This window comes from Spirosoma foliorum (assembly GCF_014117325.1).
Lineage (GTDB): Bacteria > Bacteroidota > Bacteroidia > Cytophagales > Spirosomataceae > Spirosoma > Spirosoma foliorum.
Map to the genome: position 1 here is coordinate 7347016 of NZ_CP059732.1, position 15086 is coordinate 7362101.

Annotated in this window: 19 protein-coding genes; 10 read left to right on the forward strand and 9 right to left on the reverse strand. The window is 43.5% G+C overall.

What is annotated here, in order from left to right; translation table 11 throughout:
* Positions 1 to 72 precede the first annotated feature (72 nt).
* From H3H32_RS30870 to H3H32_RS30890, 5 genes are all read left to right on the forward strand, one after another.
* Positions 73 to 795, forward strand: a complete 723-nt coding sequence (locus H3H32_RS30870; RefSeq protein WP_220472572.1) for a DNA-processing protein DprA — start codon at positions 73 to 75, stop codon at positions 793 to 795.
* Entirely contained in the window at positions 764 to 1414 is a 651-nt protein-coding gene (locus H3H32_RS30875) for a phosphoribosyltransferase (RefSeq protein WP_182459587.1), read from the forward strand. The genes H3H32_RS30870 and H3H32_RS30875 overlap by 32 nt, the downstream gene beginning before the upstream one ends.
* Before the next feature lie 109 nt (positions 1415 to 1523).
* A complete protein-coding gene (locus H3H32_RS30880) occupies positions 1524 to 2228 on the forward strand; it encodes a TIGR02391 family protein (protein WP_182459588.1) in 705 nt (234 codons plus the stop codon).
* Between the two features lie 218 nt (positions 2229 to 2446).
* The gene (locus H3H32_RS30885) at positions 2447 to 2950 is read left to right on the forward strand and encodes a hypothetical protein (RefSeq protein ID WP_182459589.1); all 504 of its coding nucleotides are present in this window, start codon (positions 2447 to 2449) and stop codon (positions 2948 to 2950) included.
* A gap of 122 nt (positions 2951 to 3072) precedes the next feature.
* Positions 3073 to 4002 (forward strand): DUF5677 domain-containing protein, encoded by a 930-nt coding sequence (locus H3H32_RS30890; RefSeq protein WP_182459590.1) that lies wholly within the window; start codon positions 3073 to 3075, stop codon positions 4000 to 4002.
* A gap of 61 nt (positions 4003 to 4063) precedes the next feature.
* Here H3H32_RS30890 and H3H32_RS38465 read toward each other — a convergent pair whose 3' ends face one another.
* The 4 genes from H3H32_RS38465 to H3H32_RS30905 form a co-directional block, all read right to left on the reverse strand.
* Positions 4064 to 4261 (reverse strand): DUF6965 family protein, encoded by a 198-nt coding sequence (locus H3H32_RS38465; RefSeq protein ID WP_508614167.1) that lies wholly within the window; start codon positions 4259 to 4261, stop codon positions 4064 to 4066.
* Positions 4262 to 4327: 66 nt separating this feature from the next.
* The gene (locus H3H32_RS30895; RefSeq protein WP_182459591.1) at positions 4328 to 4522 is read right to left on the reverse strand and encodes a hypothetical protein; all 195 of its coding nucleotides are present in this window, start codon (positions 4520 to 4522) and stop codon (positions 4328 to 4330) included.
* 10 nt (positions 4523 to 4532) lie between these two features.
* Entirely contained in the window at positions 4533 to 5816 is a 1284-nt protein-coding gene (locus H3H32_RS30900; protein ID WP_182459592.1) for a Y-family DNA polymerase, read from the reverse strand.
* Positions 5800 to 6270, reverse strand: coding sequence for a LexA family protein (locus tag H3H32_RS30905; protein ID WP_182459593.1), 471 nt, complete (start codon positions 6268 to 6270; stop codon positions 5800 to 5802). The genes H3H32_RS30900 and H3H32_RS30905 overlap by 17 nt, the downstream gene beginning before the upstream one ends.
* A gap of 146 nt (positions 6271 to 6416) precedes the next feature.
* On the opposite strand from H3H32_RS30905, the gene H3H32_RS30910 reads away from it, so the two are divergent.
* Entirely contained in the window at positions 6417 to 6716 is a 300-nt protein-coding gene (locus tag H3H32_RS30910; RefSeq protein ID WP_182459594.1) for a hypothetical protein, read from the forward strand.
* Between the two features lie 371 nt (positions 6717 to 7087).
* Positions 7088 to 7564, forward strand: coding sequence for a hypothetical protein (locus tag H3H32_RS30915; RefSeq protein WP_182459595.1), 477 nt, complete (start codon positions 7088 to 7090; stop codon positions 7562 to 7564).
* A gap of 869 nt (positions 7565 to 8433) precedes the next feature.
* On the opposite strand, the gene H3H32_RS30920 is transcribed toward H3H32_RS30915, so the two are convergent.
* From H3H32_RS30920 to H3H32_RS30935, 4 genes are all read right to left on the reverse strand, one after another.
* A complete protein-coding gene (locus H3H32_RS30920; protein WP_182459596.1) occupies positions 8434 to 9393 on the reverse strand; it encodes an antA/AntB antirepressor family protein in 960 nt (319 codons plus the stop codon).
* Positions 9394 to 9514: 121 nt separating this feature from the next.
* Complete coding sequence (locus tag H3H32_RS30925) at positions 9515 to 9730, reverse strand: hypothetical protein (RefSeq protein ID WP_182459597.1); 216 nt, start codon at positions 9728 to 9730, stop codon at positions 9515 to 9517.
* Complete coding sequence (locus tag H3H32_RS30930; protein WP_182459598.1) at positions 9699 to 11093, reverse strand: hypothetical protein; 1395 nt, start codon at positions 11091 to 11093, stop codon at positions 9699 to 9701. The genes H3H32_RS30925 and H3H32_RS30930 overlap by 32 nt, the downstream gene beginning before the upstream one ends.
* Positions 11094 to 11336: 243 nt before the next feature.
* A complete protein-coding gene (locus H3H32_RS30935) occupies positions 11337 to 11525 on the reverse strand; it encodes a hypothetical protein (RefSeq protein ID WP_182459599.1) in 189 nt (62 codons plus the stop codon).
* 123 nt (positions 11526 to 11648) lie between these two features.
* Here H3H32_RS30935 and H3H32_RS30940 point away from each other — a divergent pair, with 123 nt between their 5' ends.
* From H3H32_RS30940 to H3H32_RS30950, 3 genes are all read left to right on the forward strand, one after another.
* Positions 11649 to 12068: a hypothetical protein gene (locus tag H3H32_RS30940; RefSeq protein ID WP_182459600.1), complete on the forward strand. Its 420-nt coding sequence runs from the start codon at positions 11649 to 11651 to the stop codon at positions 12066 to 12068.
* Between the two features lie 99 nt (positions 12069 to 12167).
* Positions 12168 to 13160, forward strand: coding sequence for a hypothetical protein (locus H3H32_RS30945; RefSeq protein WP_182459601.1), 993 nt, complete (start codon positions 12168 to 12170; stop codon positions 13158 to 13160).
* A 541-nt stretch (positions 13161 to 13701) separates the two neighbouring features.
* A complete protein-coding gene (locus tag H3H32_RS30950) occupies positions 13702 to 14088 on the forward strand; it encodes a hypothetical protein (RefSeq protein WP_182459602.1) in 387 nt (128 codons plus the stop codon).
* Positions 14089 to 14128: 40 nt separating this feature from the next.
* On the opposite strand, the gene H3H32_RS30955 is transcribed toward H3H32_RS30950, so the two are convergent.
* Positions 14129 to 14869 carry a hypothetical protein gene (locus H3H32_RS30955; protein ID WP_182459603.1) on the reverse strand — a complete coding sequence of 247 codons (741 nt, stop codon included), beginning with the start codon at positions 14867 to 14869 and terminating at the stop codon, positions 14129 to 14131.
* Positions 14870 to 15086: the final 217 nt, after the last annotated feature.

The following is a 15086-nucleotide window of genomic DNA, read 5'->3' on the forward strand; positions in this document are numbered from 1 at the left end:
TATATTATAATTTTAACTTGATTGAAAAGATAATAAATTACATTTTGCCTAACAATTAACAGGATAGACTTTATGAATCGAAAAGACCTGCAAGAGAGCGGAGAGTTTCCTGTTTTTTCAATCCCAGACATGTTTGGGGCTTTAAATGAATTTGAAAAGAAACATGCTCCTCATAAAGCTTACTATTCTGGCCACCTAGATTTATTAAAAAGAGGGGGCCGCGTGTCCGTGGTCGGAAGCCGAAAACCTACGCATAATGGAATAAGGAGAGCTGAGATTGTTTCAAGACGTTTAATTGAACATGGTATTACTATAGTAAGCGGACTTGCTGAAGGAATTGACACTGTTGCTCACCAAGCTGCATTAAAGTATAATGGTAGTACAATAGCTGTTCTAGGAACTCCTCTGAACAGTCCTTACCCAAAATCAAACCAGGAACTCTTTGAAATCTTAGCTTGTGAGCAGTTGGTTATCTCGCAGTTTCCCTCACTCACCCCTTTTCAGCCCAAAAACTTCCCGATCCGTAACCGGACTATGGCCTTGATCAGTCATGCAACCATAGTTATTGAAGCCTCTGAAAAAAGTGGAACCGTTCATCAAGGCTGGGAAGCCTTAAGACTTGGAAGGCCACTATATTTATTAGAAAACCTTGTTAAAGAAGGAAATTTATCGTGGGCTAAGGAAATGTTAAAATACGGCGCTCAATTGCTATCGAAAGACAACTTTGAGGATTTATTTTACACCATACCTTCAGGCCTAATTGATGCAGAACGCTACTCAGATTTCCCCGCTTAACTATGCGACAGTAGCCAATTATTCTCCAAAGGGAAATTCTAAGGTATCAAGAGACTCAAGAGATGCTTGTTTCAGGCTTAAAAATGGAAACGCAGAAGCACTGAGGAGATTTGCTAACTATCTGAAGGGTCAATTTGAAGGAACAGACATTTTTAATGACTTCTTTGGCGATAACGTTGTGCTTGTTCCGGTTCCAAGAAGTTCTCTTTTAGTAGCAGGGGGGCTATGGCCCTCTAAATTGATTGCCGATGAGCTTGTCGATGTTGGTCTTGCTGGAAGAGTTGAGCCTTACTTAGAGCGAGTTCACCCAATAAAAAAGTCTTCCATCTCATCGCCCGGGAACCGCCCAACGGTTGAAGATCAATATAAAAGCTTATTTGTAAGAGAGTTGGAGGTTGTACCTCCAGAACGGATAACATTAATAGATGATGTTTTAACCAAGGGAAGGACATCTTTCGCTTGTGCGCTTCGTCTTGCAGAAGCTTTCCCAGATACACCAATAAGGGTATTTGCATCTATTCGGACGCAAGGGCTTACGCATGATATTACTCAGTTTATCGAGCTAGCCATTGGCGATATCACGTTTGACGGCAATGCTGATGTAAACAGACATCCATAATCGAAGATTCGTAAACGGGAGGGTGTCATAGGTTAGGCTAATCCCTCTAACACTTGCCATAACGGACGTAATGGTTTTGTAAAAGATCAATATAATTAATCCACAAACAATGAAACAATACGAAGTATATGATGCCATTTTGGATCTCATATTAGATAAGGCAAATACAACGGCTAATAATATAAAACACTTTTTGCCGGACTTCCCCGAAAAGGATTTAGCACGAATTGAGTTGATGCTAGATGACATGTATAATCTAGCGCCCAAGGCTTTCAATCGAAAGTCCATCCGTGGTACAAATATTATGTTGATTCGTACAAGTTTCACGCATATTTTAAAAGAGGATGGTGGTTTTCGCCCATATCTAGAAGCACGAGAAGCAAAGCGACCGATTCAGAAAGTTGTTTTTCAGACCTCAACTGATGGTGACCCCCTCAAAGATTTGCATCCGCAAGTCCGAGCGGCCGCTTCAGAATTGTTTCGAAATGGTCATTTTGCCGACGCCATTTTTAGGGCCTATACAGCTTTAAATATAGCGGTTAAGCAAAAGACAGGCCTCAAAGCGGACAATACACCGCTAATGCAATCAGCTTTTTCGTTTAAAAATCCTTATCTGATTGTAGGTGATAATGAGGATGAGCAACAGGGATTCATGTTTCTTTTTGCCGGAGCAATGCTAGGTATTCGAAATCCCAAAGCACACTTGAACGTTGAGCAGAACGATCCACAACGTACGCTGGAATGGCTATCATTTGCAAGTGTCTTGTTTAGAATATTGGACGAGTCCCAGCCCAATCCCAACCGTACAGCCTGAATCAGTATATAATCAATCCCCGTTGAATAGGATGGAAGGGTTATATACAAATAATCGACCATCTCAATGCTGCAGGCTTTACTACCGCTATGGGATGCGAGTTCCACCCGATACAGGTACGGCGAATACTTGAGCGTGTTGGAGTTGAGTAGTTTTGTGAGGCTTTGGGGTTCTGGTAATAAGGTTAATCAAGACCAAAATATAAAACGTAATACCTTATGAAAGAAGAACTTGATGCCTCAAGATCTATCATTGACTCGATCCCCTTTAATGTTTGGTCTATACTATCCTCTCTTCTTATCCTAACCTGCTCTTGGTTAGTGGCAATTTATCTAATCGTCCCTGGCTTCTTCCATGCAACGCCCATATATATCTATATTATAACTGGATTTGTACTTGCCTCGTTATGGTATACTGCTACTTTTACATTTGCGATATTACAGTTTACGGATAGTATTGACGGCAGTAGATATGGGCCAAGAGATATAGATAAATTGGGAGTAGAATTGGGGATAGCAAGTAGCAAAGGCTGGCTGATATTCTATTCGACTGTGGCTTTCTGCTCCTTTTGGTTTGTTGGCCTTACTACTTTTGTTTGGTATGTTGCCCAATGGAGATTCCGTTACTTGGTAGCGGCAGACTTTTTAGTCCTAGGAATATTATTCGTTCCGCATTTTATTTATATAGTACCTGCCGAAGCTCAAACCCTTGACAAAAAATAACACTAAACAAGAAATAAAATTAATCTGCGCTGAAGGGTAAAATTATTTCTACTACGCAAAAAGATAGCGCAGTAGGCATTAACCTTTGTGGCTATTAATTTATAACCAAACCAAATGTGGCTATGTATAGCGCGATTGACGATATTATTCCAAGAGAAATGGATCCAACGGTTAAAGACCTGATGGAGAAATTAAACATTGTACTTGACCGATTTGTCGATTTTGGTTCTAACATCTTAAAATGGGACACAGAAGTAAAGCGGGTTGAAGCCTATAATACACCGGTCATAATGTCCTTCCGACATTTTCTAGAATTGGTTGATTCAATATCTGTTCAAGTTAAGCAATCATCGATTGACCCTTGCAAGTTGCAACTGAGGGCAATGCTGGAAACTTACTTTAGCCTATCATATATGCTTGAAACGGATACTGATAAAAGGGGTATGGCTTTTTTAGTATGGCATTTGCATAAACAGATTAAGGATTTAACGAGAACAGATGAAGATTCTGAGATGGGGAAGCAGTTAAGGGCGAAGCTTAGAAAAGATCGTCATACCCAAAGCTTGGTTATACCTACCGATCCTAATGCGCAAAAAAAAATTGCCGCAATAGAAGCATTATTGCAGAAACCTATTTATCAGGAGGCAGAGCAGGAATATCAGCGATTAAGGGCGGCAAAGGAAAAGGACCCTGCTTGGTATAGGTTCTACGAAGGCCCAAAAAATATCGTAGAAATGGCCGAACATCTGGATTATATGGGATTATATGATGTGATATATCGCAGGTGGTCAGGTCCAATTCATGGGACCGATGTTATTACAGGTAAGGCAAGTATTGCCGATGATGGGTCTGCCGAAATATACCAAATAAGGTTTTTTGGAAATGTACAGGAAGTGGCTCAGTGGGCTCTTAACTTATCCCTGTTGATGTATGAATATTACATTGACAAGCGAATTCCGGATAAGAAAAAAGACTACCTAGATTGGTATATGACTGTCCGGGAGCATTATATCAGAATAACCGGTAAAGAGCCACTGATCAACGTAACCTAGGGTAGTACTATAAACTCATCTTACTGGCAATAAAAGCCCCTTCCACCCGATTGGGGCTTTTTTAATTCATCACTTGCAACTTCTCTCGTATAAGCCGCAGCGTTTTGATGCTCGTCTTATTGCCATTCTGGGCATTCCTCATCGCCAGATCCACGCAGTGTCGCAAGTTACAAGTCTTCGCCCAGCGGGAAATTATAAACGGCGTTTCAGGAAGGTGGCGGAATTTAAAATAGCTGAGTAGGTCGTTGATCTCGTTCATGCTCACCAATATAAATCATGGGTACTTATTGGTAACTTATAGGAAGCTAAATTTTGTAAACGGTAGCTATTGAGTTGCGTCCGCTAGTTTCTTCACCCGCTCCGGTGATACATTCTTGACTTCTCCTGTTCCGGCTAGTTTCACTGAAATGCGCCCGCTTTTAGTCCAATACAACACGGTGCCCTTTTGCGAATAGCGATAGAAGCCATTCGCCCATACTTCCACGCTGACCCGGTCGCCGGGTGAGATAACAGGATTCATAGCCATAGCCTTACTTGACTTCCAGTATATCTTCCCAACGCGTGGTGTAGCGCGGTGATAGGTACTTCTGTTTCATTGGCCACTCGGGATTGTACATTTGGGAGGCCATGCGCAGCGTGTCGTGACCGTAGCGTTTGTTGACTTTGTCCATCACTTGCGAAAGCCGGATCAAGCGCTCATCTGGCCCTTTCGTAAACACCCCCACCTGGCGGTAGTCAGCAGGCACCAGGTCTGTTAGCATAATCCCCACCCGCAGATAGTTATAGCCAAATTTGAAGATGGCTTTCACCCCGGATTCAGCGTACCTGATAATCTCCAGTGTCGAACTGGTTGGATGAGGTAAACGGACCGTAACACTGGTACTATACTGCTTGGCGGGCAATCCATTGCCAGGTGTTCTTCGGTGTGGATCGGTTCGAAGCCAAACGGTAACCGCCCCACAAAGCGATTCCTGCTTTCGTAGTTTTTCGCAAACCCTGGATAGGTGCGTAGTCAGGGCATCAAGGATATTGTCCAGATCGGGAATGACTTTACCAAAGCCGGGCTCTGTGCAGATTGATTTTCTAGGCGGTTGATTGACCTCCAACAGCTTACAGCTGAGCCCCCGCAATTCGTGTACTAACCGCAGGCCGTTTACCGTCATGGCGCCACGAATCCAATCATCATTGACATCACGCAATTGATAAGCGGTTCGAATGCCCTCTCGTTTGAGTTTACTGGCCGACCGGCCACCAACACCCCATAACTCCTCGACCGGAAAACCCCATAGAGCTTCATCAATATCTGCCTGCGTTTCCAGCACACAGACCCCATGGCATTCGGGCTTTATCTTAGCCAGTCGATTCGCCACTTTGGCCAATGTTTTAGTGGGACCTACCCCCACGCCGACTGGAAGTCGTAGCCACTGCCTGATAGAGGTCCGTATGGCCTGCCCCAACCCTTTGTAGGTTGGATAGACACCCGTGTAGTCTTCCAGTTGGAGAAACGCTTCATCAATACTGTACACTTCGACATCGGGAGCAAACTGGGTGAGTACGCTCATCATTCGCGCCGAAATATCCCCGTATAGTTCGTAGTTCGATGAGAATACGACTACCTGCTTCTCATTCACTAATTCCTTCGTCTCGAAGAACGCTTGCCCCATTTTGATGCCCAACTCCTTGGCTTCTTTGCTGCGGGCAACCACATTGCCGTCCCGATTACTGAGCACGATGATCGGTTTGCCTTCCAGATCGGGCCTAAAAATCTGGTGGCAACTGGCATAGAACGAGTTGGCATCAACGAGGGCGACCATACCGAGGAGGTTTTGATACGATGTAGGTTACCTCGCCCAGCACGCTGATCTTGTCTCGATCGGGATGCAGATAAATCGGAGCATATTTCTCGTTGCTGGATTCAAGCATGATCATTGGATTCTTATCGATATAACGCTTCACACACCAACCCTCATTGACCCAGATGACAATAACCATCCCCGTCTCAATGGGCCTGGTGGAATCCACAACCAGGATTGAACCAGGGAAAATGTAGTCCCCCAGCATCGATTCCCCCTTAGCCCTGACGAAATAGGTACAGTCGATATGAGGGACGCATAAATCCTGGAGATTCAGCCGTTCCCGGATATAATTATCGGCCGGATTGGCGAATCCTGCCGATACGGCGATATCAAAGTAGGGTATGTCTTTGCGTCGGGTGGGGTCAACCAGGAAAATGTCTTCGGGAGGAATAAAGTCAATGGTTTCAATCATATAGCGGTGTCTAAAAGTCAACGAATCGCTATAATAGAGTTTTGCTATATATTATACAAGTCTCATACAATAAACTTCCTGTTCGGTCATTGATGAACAAGGGTGTTTTACGTACGGTTGTAGCCTAATAAGCTAGCTTCTTTCTTATGTGTAATCCCGAACCTGCTGCCAATTCGCCTATGGCTGAGTTGATGCTTTCTGAATCCAGGCTGCGAACAATGACAACAGATGAGAAAACTGAATTGGTTAGTGAGGAGTTTACTCGCTTTCGGCAATTGCTTTGGGAGTACATCGAGTTGGCCGACGATCCTAATTCGTATGTGACTGCCTGGAATACAATAGATGTATTTGGCAAAGTGGCGCTGGCCGAGTACCAAGCAACAGGAAATCAGGAAGCGCTTGATCGAGTGAAGAATACGGTCAAGGCGTCACTGGAATTAGTATAAGAAAAGCCAGCCCCAAGGAGACTGACTTTTTAACAATCAACCTTTTAGGGATTTTCACCCACCGTGCCAATTAGACGTAATTGGGCGGATTGGTCACATAAAAAAGCTAGTCCTAGAAGAACCGTCACAAGTACAGTGTTTGTACGAATAGCGTAACTACACGATGTAAGCAAGATTGATTACTTAGTTGTTTTTTGCTGAGGTAATACCTGTTTGGAAGAAGAATCACAGCTATAAAGCTATTAAATCGGCCCTTTAGGCATAAGTCGGAAACTTACCCTCTTTGTTTGGTTATGCCTAATAGTAATATGGAGGCCCACTTTACTTTTCCATAATGGTGACTAGCTACTCACACCTTCTCATTACTATTTATGGCAAAAACGAAACAGCCCACCGTTGATGAGCTTTTAGCTCAAATAGAATCACTAAAAAACGAACTCGCTCTCGAGAAGAAGATAAACCGAAAAATACTGGACCTACCGGAAGATGCCCCGGCCGAGGACATGCCAGCTAAAATTCGTTGGTCTACCGAGTGGATGCAGAACGAAACCGATCTGCACGAAGTAACTGATGGTGCCGTTACAGACGTTTACGACCAGAAAGTATTTAAATTGATACGGCTAAAGAATGGGCACGTATACATTAATCAACACAATGGCAAGGAGGTTGGCAAGATTCTGCAACCCTATAAGCAATTGAAAATCAAACTCAGCGAAGGTTCGTTCTTCATGCTCCTGGAGCTTATGCAATTTGCCGCCAAGGAATTCGATAATAATCAAGAGGAAGTAGTAGCTAAATTGACTGGTGGCAAAGGGATCAAAATTAGACGTGCAATCAATGCCCTTTAAGATATGCCTTCGTTACGAAGCTCATTAACTATTTCCATCATGTCGTTGCCGGTCATTGGATTCTTTAGTTTTAACAATTTGTAATGTGCTTGCTCCAGGAAGGTGCTATACTGTCGAATTTCTTCTACAAGTGCAGCACTTCTTTCTGTTATACGTATTCGATGTCTCCCATCAAAGATGCCGAACCTTGTTGTAATACCGGTATCATAGGGGCCATAAATAACGTCGCTAATTGATATGTTGACGTAAAGCCTGCCTGATGATATTACCCGCGTAGCGTTAGGCGGTAGAGATGGACTATTTGGCTTGAGGTAAATCTTATGCTTAATGGCTGATCGTTCAGCCTGTAGTAGTAGTACATAGTTGTATGCTTTAACAGAAGGGTAAGACACAAGATCCCACACCGATAAATAATTATTCATACTAAATGGCTAAGTCTCAAGTACCTACTGTTGAGGAATTGCAGGAAAGAATAAAAGGGCTTGAAGAATACACAATTACATATATCTATACGTAATAAGCCAGCTTGCGCGACTCCCAATTATAAAGTTGTATATGCAACTTCTAAAACTTATCAATAGCGCTTAATATAACCTTTGATTTTTGGCTTACTGAGTAAATGATTAATAAAGTGAGCAAAAAAGCAATATCCTTATAGGTGCTTTTAAAAGGGTTGCAAAACCCCTTATCACTGATCAATCACTGTTACCCAAATTGGTAGATAGGACGCAAGGTTGAGTACATAAGTTATCAGCGTTGCAATTTGCAACGCTGATAATATACTTTCCAGTGTATATTTCATAAAGCCTGACCCCACCTATTGTACTCAGAATAAGGGAATCAGGCTTTTACGCACTCTACACAACTAACTATTTTAATTCTGGCAGTACAAGTAATCTGCGAGCTAATACATACAGACTATCAATGTGCCCATGCTTCTCGATAACGCTGAGGTAATTGCGTTCACCTTTTGTAGGCGCGTGGGCATACACATTGAACCCATTGCGAAGGTCATATTGACCATAGAGGTATTTCCACGTTTCATGCTCTGTCTTACGATCCGCAGCGGCAAAACTATTGACTAAGCGAATCAAAGTACTCCGGGTTGTGGGTGTAGCAGGCTCCTCGATAATTTGTTCCGCGTCGGCCGGTACTAAATCTTGCAGTACTTGAGATGCCTGCTGAAAGATTGATAACATCGAAACAACCTTTGCTTCTATCAGCCCAATTCGGTTTAGTTTGCCTTCCATTGCCAGCATACGAATCGCTAATTCGCCCACCTCTTTTGTTGGCTGCGATGGCTCGTTCTTTCGCTTCTCTTCGGCCTCTACTAATGCCTGTGCCTGCTTTAGTAGTTGTTGTGCTGGGCTGAGTGTATCGGGAGCTTCTATGATCACAGAGTTAGGCTGTGGGGTAATTGATTGCAACTCGTTATTCTTAAATGAGGAGGTCAATAATGGCAGTGTAGGGGCATCAATAGTAGGTGCGCTAGTTGCGGCATGTTGCAAAAGAGATTGCTCATATTCCTTGATATAAGCGATTACACCCTTACCACGCCCTGCCAACTGTGCTGCAGCCACCGTTTTAGCTGCGGCAATAGAAAGGGTGTATTCTACGCCTTTGCGATTACTACTACTTTCAGGTAAAACTACAGTACTACGAACATAGTCTTTACCCTCTACTATGCCTGTCTTACGGATCTTCTCTAAAAACCAGTCTGAGAAGATATCCCGATTGGATTTAGAGTTGCCTATTATGACGTATAATTCCCGACCAGATACAGAAAGCCCCAGCGCAGGATGGTTGACTATTTTAATTGGAGTTGACATTGTTTTGTTATTTAGTTGTGTGAGTTATTGATTGATATAAGTATAATTGTGCTTATAAATGTGGTGGAGGCATACCCGCAAAAACTGAGTACAGCATCTGCATTTTACTTTTGATCATTACCTAGAAGCCGTTTTTAATGGTATCTGCGTTATCTCTGGACATCCATCGATCAAGCTCTTCCCACCATCGGGGTAGGATTGACTTACTACGTTTTGTAGTCCAGCCTCTTGCCTCGAAGTGTCGATGAAATGCCTGGCCTACCTGCCTGCGTTGGCGGTTGCGTTGTACGTGGGTAAGTACCTGCTCAAGCGTTGGGGGTATCGGCGGCTTTTTCATCGCCTGGCGTTGAGCTTTGTGTCTGTGACTGATCTTTATCGGCGGGACTTACGCTCTGGTTGATTTTTGCTATAGCCTCGTCCAGTGTGGCTGGTCCCGAGAGGGCGCTTTTGCGAAAACCATCGGCTATTAAAATAAGCCCACCCTCTTTTAGCCCCTTATCCTTCAGTCCTGAAATTATTTGTTTATCAACCTCGCTAAGGCCCTGCAAGTATTCCGGTTCTAGGTCAACCGTAGGGGCTACGTCCTCTTCTCCTTCCTCCTGCTCCTCTTCTTCCTCGTACGGGCTTGAATACTTCTCAACAAACTCTCGACGATCTTGTATCTCACGCTCTTTTATTGAGTTAAACCAGAGTGAGTAATGCTTTGGTCCCTCGGCGTAGCTTGCGGCTCTACTGTTCTCTTCGGCTAACTCAGCAAAGCCTTCTGCTATTTCATCAAGAACCTGCTGAATGATTTGATAATCCTTAAATTCGTTATAGGCTTCGTCGGCCTGGTCGCGGGCAACGTCACGCATCGCCTGCTTTAATCGTTCGTCCCGGTACTCAATAAGCGCCCTGCGCACTACCTCAGCTTCGGAAGAGTAACCAATCCCGTTTATGCTCAGGTGCAAGCCAATCGTATGGCTGCTCTCAGGCTTAGGTGCCTTATTTTCGATTACTGGCTTAGGGGGAGTGTTGGCAATTTTAGCCTGGGCTAGCTCGGCTTTCAGTTGCTCGATCTGTTGGGTATCGCGTGTTGATTGTTCCGCCTGCCTCTGAATTATCAGAGACTTACTCTCAAGGCGATCATTCTTTTCTTCAAGTTTCCCTTCCTGTTCGACAACTACACCGCTTAATCTGTCAATTGTTTTTGACTGAATGCTGCCCAAGTCCTGCAAAGTCACTACCCACTGCTGTAGCTTCTCAATATCCATGCAGGACAGAGGGCTATCCATAAAGATAGGGGAGGCCTCCGGCTGGTTGTAGATAGACCCTTCCAGATTCTTCTCAACGTCAGCATAAGATTCAATTGGAGTAAGACGTGGTCCTAGCTTTTGTTCGGCGGCCCGTTCAACCAGATTCGCTATTGCGCCGTTAAGCGCATAGGCTCGCATAGTCTTCTTTTCGTCTTTGTTTTTAAAGAGGTAATCTGGAGAGGTCACATACCCAATAAATACTTCTGATAGATAAAGCCTAAATCGGGTAAGGTTATCCCAGCTATCAGTTGCCTGGTCAAAGTATTTTGGGAGAGGAATTAGAGTGCTGGCTGTTCTAGTGGCAACTTCACCACCTGTATTTGCCGTCTGTGGGTCAGAATTGACCACTTGCTCATTTGGTGTTGCATGGGAATCCCCACCAACGTAATTTTGTCCCGTTGTCATTTAGATGAAAGTTTAAATGATTAGCACTAGCCCCTCCGCTCCGGCCCTGAGAAAGCAAAGCGAAGGGGTTTACTGTTTTATCTGAGGTCATAGTTCAGCCGGGCAACCTCATCGGTACTGTGCAGCTTCTTTTATTTTCCCTGATTGTTAAGCGAATATAGTAACTATATTTATTCTTTGCAAGCCAAAGCATTACGTTGTATGCAAAAACAGGCGTCAGCGATTTTAATTGCAGAAAAATAATTACGCTGACTTGAGTGATCCTATACGGGCATCATTGTCTTTCTTCAATTCTACTTCCCGATTGTCGTATAGTAGCTTTATAGCGCGCTCTACGATTTCACCACCACTCTCCTTAAATGAGCTACTTAGGGCAAGTAACTGTTTGTTGGCATCATCCGAAATTCGGAAGGTCCTTGATAGCTTCGCCATGTCCTGCTTTTCAATAATTTAGATAAATATAAAACTCTTTGTAATGCTTTGCAAGTCATAGGTATGCTTAGCGAAACAGAGTGGGCATAATTACGTATATTTGGGAACAGAAAAAGCCATAAGATGCTGCCTCTAATTACAACAAAGATTAAAGACGACACACTACACTGGCTGTGTGCTCATGTGCGTCCAGGACGCATGGTTGAGTTCAATTCTCAATCACTACAAGAGACTGTGGGCGTTGATCGAGAGACAATGAATGTTGTCTTGGAGGACTTTGAGGAAATGGGGTTAATTAGCGATTTGAACCCGACAAGAGCAGGTGCGTTCTTAGTCCTTAAGGTGTCAGCTCACAATCTCTTCCAACAAGGTGGCTTCGCCGTTATGGACGCACTCAATGAAGCGAATATTCAGAAGGTATTGCTGGAATTGGAAAATCTACAAAAGCAACTTAAGCCTGATCAGGTAGATGCTTATAATAAAGTAGCCTCATTGCTTTCATCAATAGCTACTATTTATACTGCATTTGCCGCTAAAAGCTAAGATATTACAAAGGAAAATGCCCCGCCATAAGGCAGGGCTATAAATGACTTTAGCCGGTTGAAGTTTGGCGACCGATCCCGGCTAGACGCAAATCCTAACATGAGCGACACGGCAAATATACAAAACAATAAGCTCACTAAAGAGCAAAAGAAACTGATCTATGATAGCCTAGCCACAAACATTATTCGCTTCCAGGAATACCGGCTAGACCATAAGTGTGTTAAGTCAGACGGGGCCGTCCTGTTTGAATACCTTTGCTATAACAGTTATAAACGCTTTGCAGAGGATCGCACATCAGAAGGGTTCTTTTATCACTCCTACGAACGAATAGAACAGGAATACGGGATTGGCAAGGACCGAGTAAGAAAGATAGTTGCCTACCTGAAGCAAAACGGTATTGTAGAAACCAAGATAAAGGGTTTCCCTAAAAACACCCACTACCGTATCCGGTTCGATAGCCTGTCTAGTCCCAATGCACTAAAAGCCATCTTTCGAGTTTCTGAGTCCAGACTAAAGGAGCTAGCCGCACACTATCACGAAATAGCAAAAGTGGTTAATCTCTCTATTGAGTCAGCAGAAGAAAATCTGCAAAAGGAGTATAAGACTGAAATTGACTATTTTAAGTTACTCAGTGAGATTTTTTATGAGGAGCAGCGACATTTTAACCAGACGGTGCCAGTCGAGTATCATCTTAAGAAAAAGCAGCCGAAAGCCAATGAAAAGACCTATCTAAATATCCGCGATACCATATATTTTGTCTACTACTCATTAGAGGAGGCCCGGCATTCTGAGGAGGAAACAAAACGACGATTTGGCGCGCTTGTAAACGGATTTCGTGCTTACTGTGGTGCGCTATTTCTCTATAGCTGTGAAGCCTCGTCCAATAGTGACGCGCTCAGAAAGATAATTGAACGCATTGACAACTACGATATGGTAAACTATGCGTCCAGCATCCGCAACCCTATCGCCTATTTCTTTGCTGAACATAGCTCCGGAGTAAACCATATTTCCGCTGATTTCATTGACTGGGCTTTGCAGAATCCTAGCGAATTCAGTTCGGGTTATTTTTACAGTCGGCGGAAATCTTCCTAATGCATTAGGAGGAAAACCGCCAAATGATAAGCGGAAAACCGCCAATTAAAATAGACTATAAATAAAAGTTGAAATAAAATAAAGAGTTGAAAAAGACTCTAGTTCGCCCTCTAGCCGAGGGACGATGCGTGTGTGTTTTCTTATCTTTTTTCGTCTGTATTGGTCTAAATAGTTAAGACCCTAAACCCTTAATACCCACCGGTGACTGCAAAAAAGAAAGAGGGGAGGGGTGTCACCTTATTTTTATTTATATGTATTTATTATGGGGCGGTAATTTTACGACCGTTCCGAGTAGATGTAGGCACCACATGAATTTATTAGATGCAAAAACTAACAGGTCTATGAAGCAGGTGTTCTATGTGTATAAATTAGGCGGTGGCCAAGGTATGGATGCTCGGGGGACTACCACATTCTACCCCGTATTTGATGAAGATAGAAAACCAATAAGGGAAGTTGACTCCTATGCGGATGCAGAGGTAATTATTGAGCGTCTACTAGAAAGAGAGTACGGACCATACACAATAATCCCAGCCTATACCAAATGATTAAACTACTATATATCTCCCTAATTGTTCTTATCCTGATTGGATGCAATGGCGGCCTTTCTAACCGAACTTTTGAAGGGAATACCTACCAAGCTACTTTACGATTAGACTCTACAAACATCAACGATGAATTAGGGAGCCTGATATCTGGCGCTACCAAAATGGAATACGTTTTCGGTAAAAATGAGAAAGGTAGTATTCGTTCTGTTGTCGGGGCCGTGTCGAACGATCACCCTATAACTTGGGAGGTCAAGAATGACTCGTTAATTCTAACGAGTGAGGGTGCGAATGGAGTAAGTAGTAAGCATTGGGGTATTACTAAGAATAACGAAGGCTATCTAATTAATGATGGGAAGTATAGCCTTCAACTCGTTAAAGAGTAGTTCACTCTTACCAGACTAAGAGTGAACTACTCTTTGACAACTATACCATTTCCACCTTGGCTTTAGCTCCACTGCCTTTTGTCGGCTTACCCGACTGAGGCTTGGCGTCTTTATTGCGACTGGCAACTACCTCCCTTGCTGAGGTATAGAGTGCTTTACGAAAAGGAGCGGAGAACAACAGCATTTTAAGAACCTGATTCGCCTGAATAAGATCAATGTCAGTCGAAAAGCGGGTTGTCGTTAGTACATCTGCTACAGCCTCAGCATTCATCATTAGAATATTTACGGGTGTTAATTGGATGCCCCTTTTTTCTACAGGTGCCATTTCAGCCCGAAGCTCAGCCGCTTCCCTAGCCATATCATACAACGTTCGGCATAAATCAACCTGCTGGCGTAGTTGAAAATCAGTGCCTACCTCAATAAAGTCTACCTGCTCAGGGTTACGTGTTGCCTTTAGGCGAGTGATAAGCTCAGGCATTGACAGTTTATTTATATCTGCCTGGTTGTAATCGTCCGGCTCTTTATCAGGTATTACCTCCTGGCGTTCGATATTACGCGTAGCAACCTGAAACTTTCTAACAGTGGTGTAAGGGTAACTGACTCCCTCAATAGCTTGCTCACGCTGGCAGTCCGTACATACGTGAATGATGTGTCCAGGCTCGGCGGGTTTTTCGCTGGCTATTAATTGACCTTTGGGGCACTTGCCGCAGCTCAGCGTAAGTTCAAAGGTCTTTAACTCAAAGGTTTTCTCTATGTCATTGAATGGGACAATCGTAGGCATGTCGTTACTGTCTTTAGTTGTTTGCAAAAGGCTTAGTAATAATACAAAAAAGTGGCTATATATACTACTAAAAATACTTATATTGTGGCATGGATACTACAACCCGGCGTAAGCCTGTTTACACCTCAATTCCGCCTACATCGGATCGAGTCTATTGGGCACTCAAAAAGAAAAGCTCAGACGGGAAGACTATCATCTTTTCTCCTATCGACCCCAA